This is a genomic window from Flavobacterium sp. AED (assembly GCF_000812945.1).
Taxonomy (GTDB): Bacteria; Bacteroidota; Bacteroidia; order Flavobacteriales; family Flavobacteriaceae; genus Flavobacterium.
In genome coordinates, this window is record NZ_JSYM01000001.1 from 1601678 (window position 1) to 1623890 (window position 22213).

21 protein-coding genes are annotated in these 22213 nt (G+C 32.9%); 13 read left to right on the forward strand and 8 right to left on the reverse strand.

Features of this window, described 5'->3' with window-relative positions; translation table 11 throughout:
• Positions 1-15 precede the first annotated feature (15 nt).
• The 5 genes from OA85_RS07100 to OA85_RS07120 form a co-directional block, all read right to left on the reverse strand.
• Positions 16-2760 carry an outer membrane protein assembly factor gene (locus OA85_RS07100; protein WP_039108823.1) on the reverse strand — a complete coding sequence of 915 codons (2745 nt, stop codon included), beginning with the start codon at positions 2758-2760 and terminating at the stop codon, positions 16-18.
• The gene (locus tag OA85_RS07105; protein WP_039108824.1) at positions 2693-3433 is read right to left on the reverse strand and encodes an isoprenyl transferase; all 741 of its coding nucleotides are present in this window, start codon (positions 3431-3433) and stop codon (positions 2693-2695) included. Before OA85_RS07105 ends, OA85_RS07100 begins: the two co-directional genes overlap by 68 nt.
• 4 nt (positions 3434-3437) lie before the next feature.
• Complete coding sequence (locus OA85_RS07110; protein WP_039108825.1) at positions 3438-4121, reverse strand: DUF6089 family protein; 684 nt, start codon at positions 4119-4121, stop codon at positions 3438-3440.
• Positions 4122-4277: 156 nt separating this feature from the next.
• Positions 4278-5162 carry an NAD kinase gene (locus OA85_RS07115; protein ID WP_039108827.1) on the reverse strand — a complete coding sequence of 295 codons (885 nt, stop codon included), beginning with the start codon at positions 5160-5162 and terminating at the stop codon, positions 4278-4280.
• A 69-nt stretch (positions 5163-5231) separates the two neighbouring features.
• Complete coding sequence (locus tag OA85_RS07120; protein WP_039108828.1) at positions 5232-5891, reverse strand: CBS domain-containing protein; 660 nt, start codon at positions 5889-5891, stop codon at positions 5232-5234.
• A gap of 113 nt (positions 5892-6004) precedes the next feature.
• Here OA85_RS07120 and OA85_RS07125 point away from each other — a divergent pair, with 113 nt between their 5' ends.
• The 3 genes from OA85_RS07125 (at position 6005) to OA85_RS07135 (ending at position 10027) form a co-directional block, all read left to right on the forward strand.
• Positions 6005-6718 (forward strand): pyridoxine 5'-phosphate synthase, encoded by a 714-nt coding sequence (locus tag OA85_RS07125; protein WP_039108829.1) that lies wholly within the window; start codon positions 6005-6007, stop codon positions 6716-6718.
• Between the two features lie 174 nt (positions 6719-6892).
• Entirely contained in the window at positions 6893-9172 is a 2280-nt protein-coding gene (locus OA85_RS07130; RefSeq protein WP_039108830.1) for a TonB-dependent siderophore receptor, read from the forward strand.
• Positions 9173-10027: a DUF4249 domain-containing protein gene (locus OA85_RS07135; protein ID WP_231557085.1), complete on the forward strand. Its 855-nt coding sequence runs from the start codon at positions 9173-9175 to the stop codon at positions 10025-10027.
• Between the two features lie 51 nt (positions 10028-10078).
• Here OA85_RS07135 and OA85_RS07140 read toward each other — a convergent pair whose 3' ends face one another.
• Complete coding sequence (locus OA85_RS07140) at positions 10079-11461, reverse strand: hypothetical protein (RefSeq protein WP_039108831.1); 1383 nt, start codon at positions 11459-11461, stop codon at positions 10079-10081.
• A gap of 259 nt (positions 11462-11720) precedes the next feature.
• On the opposite strand from OA85_RS07140, the gene OA85_RS07145 reads away from it, so the two are divergent.
• From OA85_RS07145 to OA85_RS17365, 10 genes are all read left to right on the forward strand, one after another.
• Positions 11721-12479, forward strand: coding sequence for an alpha/beta fold hydrolase (locus tag OA85_RS07145; RefSeq protein WP_039108832.1), 759 nt, complete (start codon positions 11721-11723; stop codon positions 12477-12479).
• A gap of 54 nt (positions 12480-12533) precedes the next feature.
• On the forward strand, positions 12534-12878 hold the full coding sequence (locus OA85_RS07150) for a phage holin family protein (RefSeq protein ID WP_039108833.1): 345 nt from the start codon (positions 12534-12536) through the stop codon (positions 12876-12878).
• 85 nt (positions 12879-12963) lie between these two features.
• Positions 12964-13335: a hypothetical protein gene (locus OA85_RS07155; protein ID WP_156129416.1), complete on the forward strand. Its 372-nt coding sequence runs from the start codon at positions 12964-12966 to the stop codon at positions 13333-13335.
• A 147-nt stretch (positions 13336-13482) separates the two neighbouring features.
• Entirely contained in the window at positions 13483-14385 is a 903-nt protein-coding gene (locus OA85_RS07160) for a DUF3347 domain-containing protein (RefSeq protein WP_039108835.1), read from the forward strand.
• A gap of 69 nt (positions 14386-14454) precedes the next feature.
• The gene (locus OA85_RS07165) at positions 14455-15168 is read left to right on the forward strand and encodes a DUF3347 domain-containing protein (RefSeq protein WP_039108837.1); all 714 of its coding nucleotides are present in this window, start codon (positions 14455-14457) and stop codon (positions 15166-15168) included.
• Positions 15169-15170: 2 nt separating this feature from the next.
• The gene (locus OA85_RS07170; protein WP_039108838.1) at positions 15171-15731 is read left to right on the forward strand and encodes an AraC family transcriptional regulator; all 561 of its coding nucleotides are present in this window, start codon (positions 15171-15173) and stop codon (positions 15729-15731) included.
• 106 nt (positions 15732-15837) lie between these two features.
• Positions 15838-16287, forward strand: a complete 450-nt coding sequence (locus OA85_RS07175; RefSeq protein ID WP_039108839.1) for a heavy metal-binding domain-containing protein — start codon at positions 15838-15840, stop codon at positions 16285-16287.
• A gap of 59 nt (positions 16288-16346) precedes the next feature.
• Positions 16347-18881, forward strand: a complete 2535-nt coding sequence (locus OA85_RS07180) for a heavy metal translocating P-type ATPase (protein ID WP_039108840.1) — start codon at positions 16347-16349, stop codon at positions 18879-18881.
• Position 18882: 1 nt separating this feature from the next.
• Positions 18883-21153 (forward strand): multicopper oxidase domain-containing protein, encoded by a 2271-nt coding sequence (locus OA85_RS07185; RefSeq protein WP_039108841.1) that lies wholly within the window; start codon positions 18883-18885, stop codon positions 21151-21153.
• Positions 21154-21267: 114 nt separating this feature from the next.
• Positions 21268-21405: a hypothetical protein gene (locus tag OA85_RS17365; protein ID WP_156129417.1), complete on the forward strand. Its 138-nt coding sequence runs from the start codon at positions 21268-21270 to the stop codon at positions 21403-21405.
• A gap of 137 nt (positions 21406-21542) precedes the next feature.
• Here the strand turns inward: OA85_RS17365 and OA85_RS07190 are convergent, their stop codons facing one another.
• Both OA85_RS07190 and OA85_RS07195 read right to left on the reverse strand, forming a co-directional pair.
• Entirely contained in the window at positions 21543-21722 is a 180-nt protein-coding gene (locus tag OA85_RS07190; RefSeq protein ID WP_039108842.1) for a hypothetical protein, read from the reverse strand.
• 77 nt (positions 21723-21799) lie between these two features.
• Complete coding sequence (locus tag OA85_RS07195; RefSeq protein WP_156129418.1) at positions 21800-22168, reverse strand: hypothetical protein; 369 nt, start codon at positions 22166-22168, stop codon at positions 21800-21802.
• Positions 22169-22213 lie beyond the last annotated feature (45 nt).

Genomic DNA, 22213 nt, shown 5'->3' on the forward strand with positions numbered 1-22213 from the left:
TTTAACTAATTTTTTTTAAAATTGTTGTCCAATGATAAAATGGGTTTCCCATCCGTTTGGTTTAGCTGTTCCTGGTAAGGCATCAAAACCATATCCAAAATCAATTCCTAATAATCCAAATGCAGGCATGAAGACACGTAAACCAGCTCCAGCGGAACGACTTAATGCAAACGGATTATAGCTTTTGAAATTCGCATAAGACGAACCTGCTTCTAAAAACGTTAAAGCATAAATAGATGCCGATGATTTTAATGTTATAGGATAACGCATTTCTAATGAAAATTTATTATAAACTGTTGCTCCAATTTGCTCTCCAGCAGCGTTTACTGGTGTCAAAGAGTTGTTTGGATATCCTCTTAATTGTATTGTTTCTCTACCATCCATAGAGTAATTTGCTAATCCGTCACCACCCACATAGAACCTTTCAAAAGGAACAACACCTCTATCTTGGTTGTATGCTCCAAGGAATCCAAATTCAGTTAAAGTTCGTAGTACTAATTTACCATAAATTTTTGTGTACCAGTCAGCTTTGAACTTAATTTTATAATATTCTAACCAATTAAATTTCTGTTGATCTACTTTTGCTGGGTCAGCAGCGGCATCTTGATAGTTAGAAACTTTGTTTGGAGTTGGGTTTGTTGTACTAGGAATAACTTCTACATAATCTCCTTCATTTACTTGTATTCCGTTTGAACCGGTATAAGTAGTACCTTTATATTTGTATTTGTATTCTTCCTTATCACCTAATGTAGCATAATCAGTTCCATTTATCAATGAGTATGGAGGAGTTAATTTTGCTGAAATGCTAAACTCTGAACCATACGTTGGGAAGATTGGATTTACTCCTTTATTACTTCTTGTTAAACCAATTGTGTAAGCTAAGTTTCTAGAAGTTCCATTTCCAAATGTAAATAATCCTGTGTTGTAATTATGTAAATCATAATGTTGGTAACTTATCGATTGTGACAAAACAAAGAAATCATCTGGCACAGTTAATCTTTTAGCTAAACCAACAGACAAAGTAAGGATATTAAAACTCTTAGTTTTATCTACTCTTTGTGTTACATAATTATTTAAAAATTGTTTACTATAGGATAATGAGGTACTAAACTGTACTGGTTTTTTTCCGCCAAACCATGGTTCAGAAAACGACATACTATAAGTTTGAAAGTAAGTACTTCCCTGTAATCTCAAAGAAACTTTTTGCCCATCTCCCATTGGTAAAGGTTTATAAGCTTCTTTGTTTAAAAGATTTTTTGCTGAGAAATTGTTGAAAGATAATCCCAAAGTACCTATAAAACCTCCTCCTCCATAACCACCTTGTAGTTCTATTTGACTAGATCCTTTTTCAACAAGATTGTATTCTATGTCAACAGTTCCAGCTCCAGAATCAACATTTTTAAATTTTGGATCAATCGCTTCAGGATCAAAAAATCCCAACTGTCCAATCTCTCTAATAGTTCTTACCAGTTCTTCTTTACTGTATTTTTCTCCGGGCTTAGTTCTTAATTCTCGGTAAATTACATGATCATTAGTTTTGTCATTTCCTACAACTGTAATTTTATTAAAATAAGCCAAAGGCCCTTCGGTAACTCTTATCTCAAAATCGATGGTATCGTTAGCGGTCTTTACCTCTACGGCATTTATATTTGAAAATAAATAACCATTATTTTGATATAAATTGGTAATGTCTTCTCCGTCAGGTTTAGATTTATCAGCAATTCGTTTCTCAAGAAGTACCCCATTATAAGTTTCTCCTTTTTTGACACCTAATATTCTGCTCAACAATTGATCTGAATATACAGTATTTCCTAAAAACTTAATATTTCCAAAATAGTATTTATTTCCCTCTTCTACATTTATTTTAATAGACAATGCATTCTTGTCTTTATTATAAGTTACTGAATCCGAAAGTATTCTGGCATCTCTATAACCTTTTTCTTTATAAGCAGCAATTACTTTTTCTAAATCGGTTTTGTATTTTGCTTGTATGAATTTAGATGCTTTTAAAAGGCGAATAGGATTTTTTTGTTTTGTATCTTTCATTGCACCACGCAATGTTTTATCAGAAATCTTTTCATTTCCTACAAAATCAATATTTTGAATCTTTATTTTGTCACCTTTATCGATATTCACAAGCATGTTTACTTGGTTAACTGTTGTAGTATCTTTGGTGGTATTTATTGTTACTTTAGTATTGTAAAAACCATCTTTTTTGTATTTATTTTCAATGTAATTTTTAGTCGTAGTGATTAAATTTTCGTTTACAATCTTATTTTTGGTAAGGCTATTATCTTTGATTAAAGCCTCAGTTTTATTTTTCTTAATCCCTACAAATCTCACCTGATTTAACTTAGGTAATTCTGCAATATTTAGGTCAAGATAGATACTGTCATTTTGAATTCGATTTACATAAAAAGAGATTTCATCAAAAAGCCCTAATTTCCCCAGTTTTTTTATGGCGCTGCTGATTTCTTCACCGGGAATAGTTATTTCCTGTCCTTTTTGAAGTCCTGCAAAAGTTACTACGGTCTGAGAATTGAAACTTATTTTTCCAACAACTGCTACATCGGCTAGAATGTATTTTTTTCCTTGGTCAAAAGGAACTCTTTCTTGAGCCTTAATTTGAGTAAAACTTCCCAAAATCAAAATAGTAAGGACTGTTTTTATGCTTTTATGTAACACTAAAAAATTATTTAATTTGTTCACTTGTTTTTCCAAATCTACGTTCTCTTTTTTGATAACTAATAATAGCCTCATATAAATCTTGTTCTTTAAAGTCTGGCCACAATATATCAGTAAAATATAATTCTGCATAGGCGATTTGCCACAACAAAAAATTACTTATTCTATGTTCTCCACTTGTTCGTATTAATAAATCTACATCCGGTAAATTTTGCGTGTAAAGATGCTCATTTATAATTGAATCGTCAATAGTGTCTATTGAAATTATATTATTTTTAACTTTACTGCAAATGTTTTTAACCGCAGAGACTAATTCTTCTCTAGAACCATAGCTTAATGCCAGTGTTAATGTCATTTGCGTGTTGTCCTTTGTTTTATTTATTACATCGAGAAGTTCTTTTTGTGCTGATTTTGGTAATTTTTCAAGATTTCCAATAGCATTCAGTTTGATGTTGTTTTTTTGGAGTGTTATAAGCTCCTTTTTTAAGGAATTTATTAAGACTCTCATTAAAGTCTCTACTTCCAGTTTTGGTCTGTTCCAGTTTTCAGTAGAGAAAGCATATAAAGTGAGATATTCTATTCCTAATTTAGCACTGGTTTCAATTATTTTTTTTACTGATTTTGTTCCACTTTCATGCCCAAAAGCTCTTAAAAGCCCTTTTTGCTTTGCCCAGCGTCCGTTACCATCCATGATAATGGCTAAGTGTTTTGGTAAATTAGTTGTGTCTATCGTATTTAGTAAATCCATTTCTTTATTCTGCACAGTAACAAGGTTTGTTTCCAAAGGTATAGGTTAGGGTTAATCCCGAAAACACATACCAGTCATTATTATTTAAATTTCCAAATCGTAACGTTTCTAAATTACCATTTTTCGGATTGCTTCCGTCTAGATTATCCGTCAGTGTGTATCTTGCTCCAACTTCTGCAGCTAATATAAAATTAGGCGTAATATTAGACTTTATTCCTAAATTCATTGGAATTGCAAAAGAACCAGCACTCTTATCTTTTCGTGTTACGCCTGATAAAATATATAATTCATCATATCTAAAGTAACTTATTCCAGAATACACATAAGGCGTGATTTTATTCTTCATTTCATGAAGATTAAAATCAAAAAAATTGAATTCAAGGCCTAAAGATACTTCTTTTATACTATTTTCAAAATGATATCCTCTTTGGTTTCTACCAGCTTCTTCAGAATCCAAATCGTTTGATGTTATTTTTGATTGTGTGTAGGAAAATCTATAAGCATGTCTTGGGCTTTTATTCCATTTGTAAAGAATTCCCAAAGCAGGCTCGTTTGGAGAAATATAGGTTGTTGGTCCAACATCTCCAATGTAGTTACTGCCTCCTACAAAAACACCAATTTCATGAATTTGAGCATGGACTGCTAAAAAAGGAAACAGGCATAAAAATAAATTAAAAACTTTGTTCATTTAGTTAAAATTGCGTGCAAATATAATAATTATCAATACGATTCAATACCTATTGTATTAATTGTGTCCTCTTTTGAGTAATTCATAATAAATAGGTGTTAGATAAATCCAAACGTGAAAAATAGATAGAATCGTATAGTGTTTAACTAAAATGGATTAATTCCTTCTGTCTTCTCCCCAAAGGAGTTTGGTACGCAATGTTTTTAGAAAGGTCTCTTCTGGGATTTCCACCATATTTATTTGAAAAGGAGTTTTCTTAATAGTTAGGATTGATTCGTTTTTTACAGATGCAATTCTGGAATCCAAGGATACTAAATATTGATTTTCTCTACCGGAAACTTTTAGTCTTATTTCTGTTTCATCAGGAACTACAAGCGGTCTGGCATTTAAGTTGTGAGGTGCAATAGGAGTTATTACTAAGCTTTTTACATCTGGGGTTAAAATAGGACCTCCGCAACTTAAATTATATCCGGTCGATCCTGTAGGAGTGGCAATAATTAAACCGTCTGCCCAATAGGAATTTAAAAACTCATCATTCAAGTACGTTTCTACGGTAATCATCGAGGTAGAATCTTTTCGGCTAACTGAAATTTCATTCATAGCAAAATTGATGTCTAATAGCGATTCGTTTTCGGGAGTGCAGGACAAACTTAATAATGTTCTTTTTGAAATGGTGTATTTTTTATCAATGACAAACTGCATAAATGCAGCAATATTCTCTTTTTGAACAGTAGCCAAAAAGCCTAATCGACCTGCATTTATCCCTAGTATTGGAACACCGGAATTCCGGACTAATGTAACGGCTCTTAAAATAGTTCCGTCACCACCAATGCTGATTAGCATATCGAAACTTTTGTCTAATTCTGTATGTGATGAAAAAGTATTGTATTCTTTTTGTATTATTTTCTTTTCATAAAGCATTTTAAGAAATTCTGCTTCAATAACCATTTCAACATTGTTTTTATTAAAAAAAACAAAAATATCTTTTATGATTGGTTCTGTGCTTACAAGATAGTATTGTCCGTATATAGCTACTTTCATCTGTTGTTTAATCGTTATTTAGTTAAATCTGTTAATTTGTTGAAGTAAATAAACAAATTAACGAGTTGACTATATATTAAGGTATTTGTCTAAATAATCAGAACGCTCCTTTAAGTTATTAATGTAATTATCTTCTTGATGTTCTGATATGATTTCATAATTATACCTCCTGAAAGTTTGGATAATTTCATTCATGGCTCCTAAACTTATTTTCATAGTTATCTGGACACTTTCAACATCAGCATCAGATATGAATAAACCCAAAAGCTTCCCGTTATTGCTTTCAACAATTTGGGTAATCTGACTCATTGAATAATCCAAAATCGGTTTTTTAACAACAATAATTCCGCCTGGTTCTTTTAAAAAAGGAGTTTCATGGAAAAATTTCATGATATCCTCTATTTCATAATAGCCTACATATTTATTGTTTTCATCTAAAACAGGTACTAAATTGGTATGATTTTTTGCAAAAACTTCCAAAACATCCAGCCAAATAGTATTAGTTCTAGTAAAAAATCCTTCAAGAGTAAATCGGTAATCAGCTACTTCCTTATCGGTATCAAAAGTCTCTATATCGTCGGATGCAATACTGCCAATATAAATTCCCTCTTCAATCACTGGAAAGTGTGAAAAGTGCAATTCATCAAAAAACTCTTGAACAACCGCAATTGTATCATGGCTGTCAATCGCTTTAAAGTCGTTGGTAATATATTCTGTTATTTCTGTCATATATCAATCGGCAATATTTCATGCAAAATAATCAAAAATAAGCAAAAACTCCTAAGTTTTACTTTGTATTTTTGCTCCATTAAATAGTATTATCACAATCAAAAAGTGTTCCAATGACAAAGTTAAGTGTAAACATCAATAAAATAGCTACTTTACGAAATGCTCGTGGTGGAAATGTTCCTGATTTATTAAAAGTCGCAACCGACATTCAAAAATTTGGAGCAGAAGGAATCACCATTCACCCACGTCCGGATGAGCGTCACATTCGTTATCAAGACGCCCGTGATTTGAAATCCATTGTTTATACTGAATATAATATTGAAGGAAATCCTGAGAAAACATTTATCGATCTCGTTCTCGAAATAAAGCCTACCCAAGTGACTTTAGTTCCTGATGCTGTCGATGCGATAACTTCTAATGCAGGTTGGAATACGATAAAACATGCTGATTATCTCAAAGAGATTGTTCAGGAATTTCAACGCAACGGAATCAGAACTTCTATTTTTGTTGATCCGCTTCTAGAAATGATCGAAGGCGCTAAAAAAATTGGCACCGAAAGAATCGAATTATACACTGAAGCCTTCGCGCACGAATACAGTTTGGGTAACGAAAGAGGAATACAACGGTATATGGAATCAGCAATTTTAGCCAATCAAATAGGTTTGGGAATCAACGCTGGCCATGATTTGAGTTTGGATAACATTCAGTTTTTCAAAGATAACATACCGGGATTACTCGAAGTTTCAATAGGTCATGCTTTAATTTCCGAAGCCATTTATCTGGGATTGGATAATGTGATCAATATGTATTTACAAAAATTAAAATAGTTTGTCTTTTAGTCTAATTTTAAATGAGGCATTAAAATCAAAAATATTGATTTTAATGCCTCATTTATTTGTAAAATATAGTAAAGATTTGAAATAACTAAAAAAAATTATAACCCCAGTTTTATTAGATTACAATTGTTTATCTTAGCATTTTTCTTGTTAAAATCATACTTTTTGAAATCAATTATTTTATTTTGTTTGTTCTGTTTTTCTAATTTATTTGCGCAATCAAAGGCTACAATCTTTGGGAATGTAAAGTCAGCTGAAAAGTTGAATTTAATTGGAGCTAGTATTGGTTTTAATGTAAAAGATCAAAAAAAATATTCTCAAAGTGATACTTTAGGGACATTTTCTGCAGACCTTAAATTAGGATTAGTTAGGGTAACGATTAATTATTTGGGTTATTTAGAAAAAGAGTTGAATTTTGATTTGAAGAAGGATACCATACTTTCTATAGTATTAGAAAAAGATATTTCGTTTTTGAAGGAGGTTGTAGTTTCTAATAGTAAGAAAAATTCTATAAAAACTCTGTCAGGAGGTAAATTATATTTTAATCTAAAAGAATTATCTTCAGTACCCACTGTTCTTGGAACAACAGATATAATTAAGCTTTTACAATTAACACCCGGTGTACAGAATTCAGGTGATGCAAATGGATATTTGTACGTTAGAGGTGGTGATCCTGGCCACAATGCAATAGTATATGGTGGGACCCCAATATATGGGATGTCTCATTTATTAGGTGTTTTTCCTTTTTATAATACAGACCATATACAAGAAGTAGAATTTGATAAATCAAGTTCTAATGCAAAATATGGAGGGCGTTTAAGTTCTACTACTTTATTGATTCCTAATAAAAAAGTCCCTCCGCAAGTAACAATTCAGGGGAATATTGGATTATTAGCATCTCAGTTGACTTTGGCAATTCCTATTACTAAAAAATCAGGACTTTTTATCTCAGGTAGAAAAACATATATTGATGAGGTTATAGCTCCAATATTAAATTCAGGATCAAAAAATAAAGATGTTCAAGATATGAAATATGGTTTTTTGGATAGTAATTTAACCTTTATTACAGAGATCTCTAAAAATAGCTTGTTGACGCTCGATGCTTTTATAAGTTCTGATAAACTAAAAATTAAAGATTCTAATTTGACTCTACAATCCAGTTTGAAATGGGATAATTTTGCAGTGTCTCCTACATTGATTTCTAAATTATCTCCTAAAACGAGCATGTCAAATGCTATTTACTTTACTCAATATACTAATGAGTTAAATATGAAACAATCTACAATTCAAATGGGAGTTTCATCCTATGTTCAGGATTTTGGATTTACAAATTCAGTTCGCTTTTTTGTTAAAGAAATACCTTTCGAATCGGGTTTGCAATACGTTTTTCACAATTTACAACCGCAAAAAATTCAAATAGAGAATCTAGGCGCGGATAATAATACAGAGCAAAATAACTTAATTAAAGCAAACGAACTTGCTGTTTTTGCAACTGCAAAACCTAAATTGGGCGATAATTTAATTGCAGAATTAGGTTTAAGAATTAACTATTATAGTTCAGGATTAAAGTCTAATTCATTCTTGCATTTACAACCTCGTATTGTGTTAAATTATTATCCAGATAAAAAGTTCTCGGTTTATGCTTCATATAATAGACAAAATCAATATTTAAATCTAATAACTACTTCAAGTGTAGGGATTCCAACGGATTTTTGGATTGCAAGTTCAGACGGAATTCCATCGCAATCTTCAAATGAATTTTCTATTGGTTCTAACCAAACTATTTCAAGAAATATTACATCCTCATTAGGAGGCTTTTATCGTTCAATGAAAAATTTGTTAGAATATCCTTATGGAGTCACTCAGTTTAATGAAATCTCAACATTAAAAAAGGATTTGCTTCTTGGAAATGGAAAAGCATATGGTTTAGAAATGATGCTGAGAAAGAATAATGGAAAGTTCAAGGGATGGTTGAGTTATACTTTGAGTTGGTCCAATAGAAATTTTGATGAATTCAATAATGGAAATACCTATTTTGCTAAATACGACAGACGTCATAATTTGTCACTTGTAGGAATGTATGATTTAAATTCAAAATGGAATTTTGGAGTTACACAAATTTTCAGTTCTGGGAATCGTTTTACAATGCCAACATCATGGTATTTTATAAATAATAACCCCGTCAAAGAGTATTCAGAGTATAATAACGCTCAAATGCCAAATTACATTCGGACAGATGTTTCTGTTAATTATTTTTTTATTAAAACAGCAAAAAAGGAAAGTGCGTTAAATTTTTCGGTTTATAATACTTTCAATATAGAAAATCCTATTTATGTCGTTTTGAATGTTACTGTTAATGAAAATAAAGACAGTGTCATTGTAAAGCCTGAAAACAAGGTCTTGTACAGAATACTTCCTTCAATAAGTTGGAGATTTAAATTTTAAATGATGAAAAAATATTATTTATTCTTTTTAATAATAGCATTCAGTTGTAATAACGATACTATTGGTAATGAAATTGATCTTGAGTCAAAGATAGTTGTTGAAGGTTGGATTGAAGAAGGAGACGTTCCTCAAGTTATATTGTCTAGTAGTATTCCTATAAGTGATGTTGTTGATTCAACTAATGTTTTAGATCATGTGATACGTTCTGCAAAAGTTACTGTTTCTGATGGTCAAACAATAGAGGTTTTACGAGTTAAAAACGATAAAGATAGAGTTCCCCCGTTTGTTTATTTTGGAACAGTATTAAAAGGAATAGCGGGCAAAACTTATACGTTGAAAATAGAATATTTAAACCGAATAGTTGCAGCAAGTACAATTATACCTAAAACAGTGGCTCTTACCAGTGCAGAATTTATAAAAAAGAATACCACGGATTCCACTGGATATGTTTTTGTGAAATTTGACGATCCTCTAAATGAAAAAAATTACTATCAAGTTGCAACAAGATTAGATGGACAAGAGCCTATTTTTGTTCCCGCTTTTTATGGTAATCTAGATGATAAAAATTTTGATTCGTCAAAAATTTCTCTGCAAGTGAATAGAGGTGTGTTGCTTTTTCCTAAAACTAAATTCAAACCCTATTTTACAGACGGAGATTTAATTTTTGTGAAATTAAGAACTATGAATAAAGACGCATTTGATTTTTGGAATAGTTGGCAGAATGAAATTGTCAACAGTAGAAATCCTATTTATCCATCTAACACAAGTCTGAAATCAAACATTAAAGGAGGGATTGGTATTTGGGCTGGCTACGGTCAAAACACGATATTAGTTAAAACACCTCCAAAAAAATAAAGCCGAACTGAGTAATTTTCAGTTCGGCTTTAAATCAAAAGTTTAAATTATTTATCTTTCAAAAGATTTTAAGAAATTCTCAAATTTAGTTTCAAGATCATCAAATCCTGTCGAAAAGTAAGAGCTCATAGCAACTTCAGTCCCATCGCCAAACTTCAAGTAAAGCACTTCATCGTAATATTGCATAGTAATTATCTCACCATTACCATTATATGACCAATATCCACCAGCGGTAGAATTATCAGCAACCCATACAGGTAATTCATTATCATAGCTATATCCTTTTTCTGAACGGTAGATAACGTCAGCTATCTTAGTTCCGTCTTTTTTAGATACTAAAATTAGTTTCGCGTTTTTATTGGAATTAATCACATTGCCTTCAGAATACTTTTTATTGTATGTGTTTTCAGCTGTGTAGTAGGCTTTGAAGTCAGCTTTAGAGCTTTGATAATCAGGATAATCAGGATAAACTAAGCTTTTGTCTAAAGCTTCCTCATCTTTAGTTTGTGTAGTGATATCCATATCGGCTACGATGATAAAGTTATCCATGATTTGAATTAAACCATTTGCTTTACCTTGGTATTGAATAAGATTATCATCTTTTATTAAAGCATCAATATCAGCAGTACTTCCGGAGGTAAACGAAACTAAATTTTTCCCGTTATACGTAAAAGAAGATTTTGCAGTGTTTTGTGTTGCTTTCTTACTCCCGCTGATTTCATATGTATATCCATCGTTCAAAACCATTTTAAAACTAGATTCGTTTGGCGTTTCTACTGTACCAGTATATTTTGCGTTCGTTGCAAAAGTAGCAGCTTGTACATTATCAATAGTTAAAGTTGCATCAACCGAAGTAGGTAAATAAAACTCGTCATTTATAGATGGAGTTTGAATATAATCATCAGTTTTTGGATCATATACCCAGTTTCCGTAAGTGTCTTCAAGTTTTATTTTTATGTTTGAAGAAGTACTTTTAGAGGATAACGATGCGTTGTTTGCAGTTTGGCTTGCTTTTGCAGGGAAAATAAATTTTAATTCAGTAGTAGATGTCGTTTTAATCCAAATTTGTTTCGAATTATTCCATGTGTAAATCCCATATACATCAGAAACATTTAGGATGTCTTCTATCTGATTGTCATTTTTTCCATTGAATATGTCTACAGAATTAATACTTAATAAATTCCCAAGATTTTGTATGGCCTCAATCGCTCCAGATGTTTTTGATTTGTCCATTTGAACTAACATATCATTGGCTTCTGCTTCTAATTTTACTTTTTGTTGAGATGGAGTTAATTTGGAATATGGTTGTGTAGTAATATTTGCAATTTGCTCGCTTAGGCTTTCTTCAGGAAGATTGGCAGGTTCATCATTATTACTACAAGAGATTGTAAGTTGTGAAATAATCACTGAAAAGAAAATGATTTTTTTAATCATGGGGTAAATTTGAAGTTAGAAATAAATGGAATCAAACCGTTATAGTTTGATTTTATGATAGATTGGAAACTAAAGGTTTTTATTAAAAAATAACCTACAATTTTAATCTATGACAAAACTAAAATAATTAGAATATTCTTACAATACCCACTTTTAGTGATATTCACTAAAAAACCTAATTAGAATATACTCATCAGATGAAATTAGATTTTTATCTTTGTAAGATGTTTCGGTTCTAAAAAATAAATTTTAAATTAATATGCTCTACTCAAAAATAGAAGGTTCAGGACAACCACTTTTAATTCTCCACGGATTTCTTGGAATGTCTGACAATTGGAAAACACTCGGAACACAATTTGCTGCTGATTTTCAAGTTCACATTCTCGATTTACGCAATCACGGCAGAAGTCTACATTCAGAAGAATTCAGTTATGAAATCATGGTTCAGGATGTTTTTGAATATTGTCAAGCCCATACTTTAGAAAACATCAATATCATTGGGCATTCAATGGGCGGGAAAGTAGCCATGCTTTTGGCAACAACGCATCCCGAATTAGTAGACAAATTGATTGTCGCGGACATTGGACCAAAATTTTATCCACAACACCATCAGGATATTTTGGCGGGATTAAATGCAGTTGATTTTTCAATAAAACCAAGTCGCAACGAAGTCGAGGAAATTATGGCAAAATACATTCCTGATTTTGGGACACGACAATTCCTGATGAAAAATTTGTATTGGCAAGAGCCGGGACAACTCGCATTCCGATTTAATTTGGAAGTTTTCAATACTAAAATGGATGAAATAGGAGTTCCATTGCCAGAAAATTTAATTTTCGAGAAACCAACTTTGTTCATTCGTGGTGGGAATTCCAATTATATTTTGGACAGCGATTTCGAAAATATAAAATTCCATTTTCCAACGGCAACAGTCGAAACAATTCCTAACGTAGGACACTGGCTTCACGCCGAAAATCCTATTGTTTTTTATGAAACGGTTATCTCGTTTCTAAAATAAATTAATCGGATTTAAATTTTTCTTACATTTATTAAAATTTTAAAACAAAAAACTATGAATTTATTGATTAGAATTCTTGTTACTTCAGGATTAGTGCTGCTAATTTCCCATTTTATGCCAGGGGTTCATGTGGCTGGATTTACTACAGCATTAATTGTAGCGGTTGTTTTGGGTTTACTTAATATATTTATCAAACCAATATTGGTGATATTAACATTACCAGTTACCATTCTTACTTTGGGTTTGTTTTTATTAGTCATCAATGCATTAATTATCTTGTTGTGTACCAATATTGTAGGTGGGTTTAGCGTTGATTCGTTTTGGACCGCCTTTCTTTTCAGTATCATATTGTCTGTTTCACAATCCATCATGAATGGGATATTGGGAGAAGGAAAATAATAAATTATTTTAACACCTATTTGTGAGTGAATAAATTCACAATGATTGTTGATTTAATACCTTTGTTCTATAAATCGCTTGATCAATGTCGAAAAAGTTTTACATAGTGCTATTTGTTGTGTTTGGTTTCTTTATGACACCGAGCGTAGCTTTTGCATGTGGAACTAAATCAGAGAAAGCATGTTGCAAAAAAGAGGCTTCTTCAAAAACGGAGAAGGCTGACTGTTGTAACAAAGAACATTCTTCGAAAAAGGAATCACATGATGGTTGTAATGGAGCTTGCAAGAGTGTTTCCTGCAGTTGTCCTGCAATTCATTTGGGTTTAACTTCATTATTTTACACCGATTTAAACAATAAAAACGTTAGTTTTTCTTCAGAAAAACAAAATTACTATTATTCAGAAATCTTTATTTCTTCTGATTTCCGATCCGTTTGGCTTCCACCTAAAATAAGCTAAATTCCTTTTTAGTAAGCCATAAGTCTGCTTAATTCAAAGCGTTAATGCTTTAAAATCATTAAATTTATAGTCAAATTCAATTTTTAGCAATGCAAACCATTGCTCCGATTTTGTTTGTCACAAACTCACTTCAAAATTATTAAAACAATGAACTCAATAAAAAAAATAGTGACGGCAATTATAGTATTGCTTTCAGTCACAATCGCTAACGCACAAATAAAAAATATCAAAACCGAAACGGTTAAAATTTATGGGAATTGCGGAATGTGTAAAACAACGATAGAGAAAGCCGGAAATTTAAAAAAGATAGCACAGGTAGATTGGAATAAAGATACCAAAATGGCTCTCCTGACCTATGATTCACAAAAAACAAATCAAGAGGAAATATTAAAACGCATTGCTTTGGCAGGTTATGACAGCAACAGCTTTCTTGCTCCAGAGACAGCTTATAATAATCTTCCTGGATGTTGTCAATACGACAGAGAAGCTAAAGTGGCTGTTACATCCGAAACTAAAAATGACCTGAGCAATAGCGAACAGGCGAAGCAAATGGGAACCATGACAAATCATGAAAGTCACGATAAAAATTCAGGGACTCTAAATCAAGAACAGAAAACGAATAATCAATTGAAACCAGTTTTTGATAGGTACTTTTTGTTGAAAGATGGTTTGGTAAAAACGGATGGTAAAGCGGTTTCATTGATAGCAAAAGATTTATTAACCGCATTGAATATGGTAAAAATGGATGAACTGCCGATGGATGTTCACTTGGTTTGGATGAAAGTTATGAATGAGTTGAAAGAAGATGCCGAACATATTTCTGGAACGCAAGATATAAAACACCAACGAGATCATTTTGCTACTCTTTCAAAAAATATGTATGCATTAATAAAAGTATCAAAAATGAACGAGACAATTTATTATAATAATTGTCCAATGTTTAATGATGGAAAAGGTGCTAATTGGTTGAGCAAAGAGGACGCTATTAAAAACCCTTATTATGGTTCTCAAATGTTGAGTTGTGGTAAAACGATTGAAACGATTAAGTAATTTGCAGGAGTGAATTATAGCAAGGACTTTAAAATAAAATTAATAATCAGTAAACATAAAACATAAAACATGAAAAATATAATCCTTTCCTCGATTGCATGCACATTCTTATTTATAGCTTGTAACCCAAAGAATAAGCAAGCCGAAACAATAAATACTGAAACAGCTAAGAGTTCTTCAGAATTATATGCCTGTTCCATGCATCCTGAAATTACAGGAAAAAAAGGAGAAGCATGTTCTAAGTGCGGAATGGAATTGACAGAACCTGTTGCTAAAATTCCGAAAACCGAAACAAAAATAACTACTATTGTTAGACCTGAAGCTGAAACGAAACCAGTTATTTCCTCTTCATTTGCTATTGATGAAATTGTAAGCAGCTATTTAAAACTTAAAAATGCATTGATAAAAGACGATTCTAAAGCTGCGGCCAATGCGACTAAATCAATAGTAGTAGCTTTAAATGAGGCTGGAACAAATACATTGGATGCAAAACTAAAAAAGAAATACAATGATATTGCGGCTGATGCTAAAGAACATGCTAAACTTATTGGTAACACTGTAGGGAAAATCGATCAACAAAGAGCGCATTTTGCAATGCTGAGTAAAGATGTAAATGATTTGATAAAAACCTTTGGAACAAAACAAAAATTGTATCAGGATTATTGTCCAATGTATGATGAAGGAAAAAGCGGCTATTGGATAAGTGAAATCAAAGAAATTAGAAATCCGTATTATGGTTCCGAAATGTTAAGCTGCGGTAGAATAGAAAAAATGATTCAATAATTATGAAGCTCTATATTAAAAATATGGTATGCGATCGCTGTAAAATGGTTGTGAAAGCAGAACTCGAAAAAATTGAAATTTTTCCAGTTTCAGTTGAGTTAGGTGAAGTCGAATTATTAGGCAATTTCAAAGACAATCAGAAGCAAGATTTAGAAAAAAAGTTGCAATCACTTGGATTTGAATTATTAGAGGATAAAACGACTATAACTATTGAGAAGGTTAAATGCCTAATTGTTAATTTGGTTCATCATCAAAATAATGAATTAAAAACTAATTTGTCAAGCTATTTGTCAGAGCAATTAGGGCAAGATTACAACACTTTAAGTAATTTGTTTTCGGAAGTTCAGGGAACGACTATTGAGCATTATTTTATTGCTCAAAAGATTGAAAAAGTAAAGGAATTATTAATGTATAAGGAATTAACACTAAGTGAAATTGCAATTAAGTTGAATTACAGCGATGTAGCGCATTTGAGTAATCAGTTTAAAAAAATTACGGGCGTAACGCCAACTCATTTTAAACAATTAAAAGAAAATAACAGATTGCAAATTGATGGGTTGTAAAATTTACAAATCATTTCCAAAATTCTACAACAAGTCAAAATAGAAGGTCTTGTACCTTTGATTTGTAGAAATGAATCTTTAGTTTAATATTTTAATAATAGAAAAAATGAAAAAATTAATTATCGTACTAAGCGTATTCTTAGCAGTGAATTCAATGGCATCAGCTCAAGAAGCTGTAAAATCTTCCCAAAAGGAAACTCATAAAGGGATGTTTGTGTGTCCAATGCATCCGGATGAAATGAGTAATAAAGAAGGAGAGTGCAGTAAATGTGGAATGAAATTGGTAAAAACATTAAAACACGACACCTCGGGTAAAGGGAGAAAAACAGAAGTGGTTTCAAAATACGTTTGTCAAATGGATGGCACAACTTCTGATAAACCAGGAAAATGTTCTAAATGCGGAATGAAAATGACTCCTGAAAAAGTTGAAAAACCGGCATATTCTTGTCCAATGCATCCCAAAGAAATGAGTGATAAATCTGGAAAATGTCCTAAATGTGGAATGCAAATGACTCCAACAGATAGTGATAAAAAAGTAGAGAATCATCAACACTAAAGTTTTTTCAAATCGGTTCTATAATTTTTTATAGAACCGATTTTTTTTAATTCAACATTATGAAACATACCTATACAGTCACCGGAATGTCTTGCGACGGTTGTCGTTCCAAAGTAGAAAAAACATTGAATGCTATCGATGAAATTCAAGCAACAGTTACTCTAGATCCGCCAATGGCGACTATAACAATGGATAAACACATTCCTACAACTCAATTACAAGAGGCTTTAACTACCATCGGAAACTATGCAATTACAATGAATAACGGGGGTGATTCTCATGGAACAACTGAGAAATCAATGGAAAATTCATGTTGCAGTTCGAATAAACAACTAGAGAAAACGACAATAACTTTACCCGATAATGCGCAAGGCAAATACTATTGTCCGATGCATTGTGAGGGCGAAAAAGTCTATGATAAATCAGGAAGTTGCCCAGTTTGTGGAATGGATTTGGTCAAAGAAGCAGCATTGACAAACAGTAAAACGTTGTACACTTGTCCTATGCATCCTGAAATAATTAAAGAAGGTCCCGGTTCCTGTCCTATTTGTGGAATGGATTTAGTGCCGATGGAGCCTACTGATTCTGAAGAAAATAAGGTGTATAATGACTTGGTGCGTAAAATGAAAATCGCAGTGATTTTTACAGTTCCAGTGTTCTTAATTACCATGTCGGATATGATTCCGAATAATCCATTAATGAAAATTATGGATGTTTCAAAATGGAATTTGGTACAGCTAATTTTATCGCTTCCAGTAGTTTTTTATGCGTGTTGGATGTTTTTTGAGCGCGCTTGGAAATCCATTAGTACTTGGAATCTCAATATGTTTACCCTTATCGGAATTGGTACAGGAGTGGCGTTTTTATTTAGTTTAGTCGGATTGTTTTTTCCAACTATTTTTCCAAATGAATTTAAAACCCATAACGGAACGGTTTCACTCTATTTTGAAGCAACAACAGTCATACTGACTTTAGTTTTATTAGGGCAATTATTAGAAGCCAGAGCACATAGTAGAACCAGTGGTGCGATAAAAGAATTGTTGAAATTAGCACCAATCGAAGCCACTTTGGTTAGCGATGGCGCGGATAAAGTAATTTCAATTCACGATATCAAAAAAGGAGATTTATTGCGTGTAAAGCCTGGAGATAAAATTCCGGTCGATGGAAAAATCACCGATGGAGAAAGTACCATTGATGAATCGATGATTTCTGGAGAGCCTATTCCCGTTGATAAAAAAAAGGATGATTCCGTTATCGCAGGAACAATAAACGGAAATAAATCCTTTGTGATGATTGCTGAAAAAGTAGGTTCGGAAACTTTGCTTTCGCAAATTGTACAAATGGTCAATACTGCCAGTAGGTCTAAAGCACCAATCCAAAAACTAGCGGATAAAATCGCTAAATATTTTGTGCCTATTGTTGTTTTTGTATCGGTAATAACCTTTTTTGTTTGGGCAAAATTTGGACCGGAGCCTGCACTGGTTTATGGATTTATTAATGCGATCGCCGTATTAATCATTGCGTGCCCATGTGCTTTGGGATTAGCCACGCCTATGTCAGTAATGGTTGGTGTTGGGAAAGGAGCGCAATCAGGGGTTTTGATAAAAAATGCCGAAGCACTGGAAAATATGAACAAAGTGAGTGTTCTAATTACAGATAAAACTGGGACAATTACCGAAGGAAAACCTTCCGTTGAAAAAGTATTTGCTATAAATAATGATGAAAATTCGCTATTGCAAAGTATTGCTTCCTTAAATCAGTATAGCGAACATCCTTTGGCGCAAGCCGTAGTCAATTTTGCGAAAGCGAAAGGAGTTTCATTAATCGAAGTAATGGATTTTGAAGCGATTTCCGGAAAAGGGGTTATTGGTACGGTAACCAATAAAAAAGTGGCTCTTGGAAATAAAAAATTAATAGAACAGGTGAGTGCTACGGTTTCTGAAGAGTTAGAAAATCAAATTATAGCAGAACAAAAACTAGGGAAAACAGTTTCTTATATTTCAGTTGACGGAATAGCGGTGGGGTTTGTATCGATTACTGATGCTATAAAAACAACAAGTGTCGAGGCTATAAAAGAACTGATGCGTCAAGGAGTTGAAGTAATTATGCTTACGGGTGATAATGAAAATACAGCAAAAGCAGTGGCGACACAATTGAATTTAAGTTCTTATAAAGCGGGTTGTTTGCCCGAAGATAAGCTCAAGGAAATTAAACGATTGCAATCCGAAGGGAAAATTGTAGCTATGGCTGGTGATGGAATAAATGACGCTCCGGCTTTGGCGCAAGCCGACATAGGAATTGCTATGGGAACCGGAACAGATGTTGCCATTGAAAGTGCTAAAATTACATTGGTGAAAGGAGATTTACAAGGAATCGTAAAAGCCAAAAACTTAAGTCATGCCGTGATGCGAAATATTAAGCAAAATTTATTTTTCGCTTTTTTCTATAATGTGTTGGGAATTCCAATTGCAGCGGGTGTTTTGTATCCGTTTTTTGGAGTTTTGCTTTCGCCAATGATTGCGGCTTTGGCGATGAGTTTTAGCTCGGTTTCGGTAATTGCCAATGCGTTGCGATTGCGAAATTTAAAACTATAAAATGAAAAAATACTCCATAATTATAATCTTGATTTTTGCTTTGAATGCTGAGGCGCAAAAAGTGGTTCGTTACGATTTATATGTTCGGGACACCATCGTTACTTTTGGCGATAAATCTAAAAGAGCGATTGCCGTAAATGGACAAATTCCCATGCCAACGCTCACTTTTACCGAAGGTGATATTGCCGAAATTTATGTACACAATGAATTAAATGAAGATACTTCGTTGCATTGGCACGGATTGTTTTTGCCGAATCAATATGATGGTGTTCCTAATTTGACACAAATGCCAATCAAACCACATACAACCCATAAATATACGTTCCCAATTATCCAAAATGGAACCCATTGGTATCATAGTCATACTGGATTGCAGGAACAAATTGGGATGTATGGTTTGTTTATTATGAATAAAAAAGCAGATGATTCGACTTTTAGAAAAGGAATAGATAATTTACTAACTGTTCCAATTATTTTGAGTGAATGGACGGATATGAAGCCTGAAAATGTGCATCGAATGTTACATAGCGCTTCTGATTGGTTTGCAATTCAAAAAGGGACAACACAAAGTTATTCTGAAGCCGTAAAAGCGGGGCATTTCAAAACAAAAGTCACTAACGAATGGAAGCGAATGAATGCCATGGATGTTAGTGATGTCTACTACAATAAATTTCTAATTAACGGGAAAAACGAAAGCCAACTTTCACAGTTAAAAGGGGGTGATAAAGTCCGATTGCGAATTGCAAATGGAGGTGCATCAACGTATTTTTGGTTGACCTATGCCGGTGGAAAAATCACAGTCGTTGCCAATGATGGAAATGATGTGGAGCCTGTAGAAGTCGACAGGCTAATTGTTCCAGTTGCTGAAACATATGACGTAATTGTAAAGATTCCTGCCGATAAAACGGCGTATGAGTTTTTAGTAACCTCAGAAGATAGAACCAAATCAGCTTCCTTGTATTTAGGGGATGGTGTGAAACAATTAATTTCTCCTTTGCCCAAATTAAAATATTTTGAAGGAATGAAAATGATGAACGGCATGATGAAAATGAATGGGGATTTAGATGATATGGGAATGCAAATGTCACTCAATAAAATGGATATGAATGTGGTGATGTATCCTGAAATTACTGGAAAAGAAGAGGACAGCCGGAAGAATATAGAGCAAAGAAAAGATGAAAAAATGGATCATGCTTCACATGACATGGGGAAAATGAAAATGACTGAAGATGATTACAACAGCAATGAACTTTCAGATATCACGACTTTGAATTATGTGATGCTGAAATCACCCACTAAAACAACATTACCAAAAGACGCACCCGTAAAAGAATTAAAGTTTGAACTTACAGGGAATATGAACCGTTATGTTTGGAGTTTGGATAATAAAGTAGTTTCGGAAACTGATAAAATCTTGATTAAAAAAGGAGAAATTATCCGCATGGTACTTCACAATAATTCGATGATGCGACATCCGATGCATTTGCACGGACATGATTTTAGGGTAATTAATGGGCAAGGGGATTATTCACCATTGAAAAACACGATTGATATCATGCCAATGGAAACCGATACCTTGGAATTTGCTGCTACCGAAAGTGGCGATTGGTTTTTTCATTGCCATATTTTGTATCACATGATGAGCGGTATGGGCAGGATTTTCTCTTATGAAAATTCTCCTGTTAATCCCGAAATACCAAATCCGAAATTAGCGCAACGCAAATTATTTGGTGATGATCGCGCTTTTCATTTGATGGCCGAAAATGATTTTGCCACCAATGGAAACGATGGAATGGCAATGTTAGGAAATACGCGTTGGAGTATTGGAACCGAATGGCGTTTGGGTTACAGCGATCATCACGGTTATGAAACCGAAACACATATTGGGCGATACATTGGGAAAATGCAATGGCTGATGCCGTTCATTGGTTTTGACTGGAGGTACCGAAAAATGGAAATGGGAGCAATGGAAGAGAATCTTTTTGGTCAAACCAATACCAAAGACAATCGCGCCGTTTTCAGTGCCGGAGTCGAATATATTTTGCCAATGCTAATCAAAGCACAAGTGGAAATGTTTACAGACGGAAATTTAAGGTTGCAATTTGAACGTATGGATATTCCTGTTTCCAAAAGATTGCGCATGAATTTAATGTGGAATACCGATAGGGAATACATGGTAGGTTTGCGCTATATCGTGAAGAGAAATGTTGGAATTACAACGCATTATGACAGCGATATGGGATTTGGTTTTGGATTAAATTTGAATTATTAAAATACGACAGAAGTATTTATATAGTATGAGAAATACTTTGCTCAGCTTGGGTAGATTATAGCGTTTTGTATCTTGTGTTGTTTAAAGTTTTATTTAATCTCTAAAATATAAGCTATGTTTAATATCGGTAATGGAGAAATGCACATGGAATCCTACTCATTTATGGGAATACATGTTTTTTGGTGGTTTTCAATAGTCGTTTTAGGACTGGCATTATTAGTGGGAGCTCACAGGTATCGGAGAAGAAAGTGATAATGATCTTTAATCTGAAAAAATAAAAACAGCAGCCCCAATGGTTTGGCTGAAAGTGTGGACATTTTAAATGAAAAAATTGCCCTAGCTTTTTTGTATTGTGTCTAACTGTTATAAAATAGTAAGACACAATCAAATCAGTCTTTTTTATGTTGTTCTGTGTGGTTTTGATTTCCGTTAATCGTATGGTCTCCCACGTTCATTCCGTTTGACATTCCGATCATAAAAGCAGTAATAATTAGCATAATTTTTCTTTTGGCCCAAAGAATAGGGCGTTTAGATTGCTCTAAACGTGTTTTATTGTTGTGTTTATGCATTTTGTAAATGATAAATGATTATACATTTGGTATCATCTTTATGCATGGGATTGCATAAATGCGTAGAAAGAAATTTTCTAGGCTATGTATAAACTTTTATAGGAGTTTGGGGAAGGAATCATTTCATTTACAAAGAGGTGTTGCGTTGCAAATGAACGTACTTTTTGATAAAGCAGCGTTTGTGATTTTTGAAGAACCGGAATTTTAAAACTATAAATATCTTGAAATTGGAGATAAGCTAAGTGAAACAGGAAGGTTTTTTCAGACGAATTTATCTGATTAAAAACATATAATTTCGAACCTTTATAGTTTAATTCTCTTCTTAGAATTACGTTCGAGAATTGATAATAATCTACTGAATTTGATTGAGAATTTAAAGCACCATCATTTACCATCAGGCCAAAAGCCAGAAAGAGAGAAATGAGATATTTTAAATGCTTTGTCAATTTATTATTTTAATTATTGCTAGTTGTATTGCTTTCCTAGGTTTT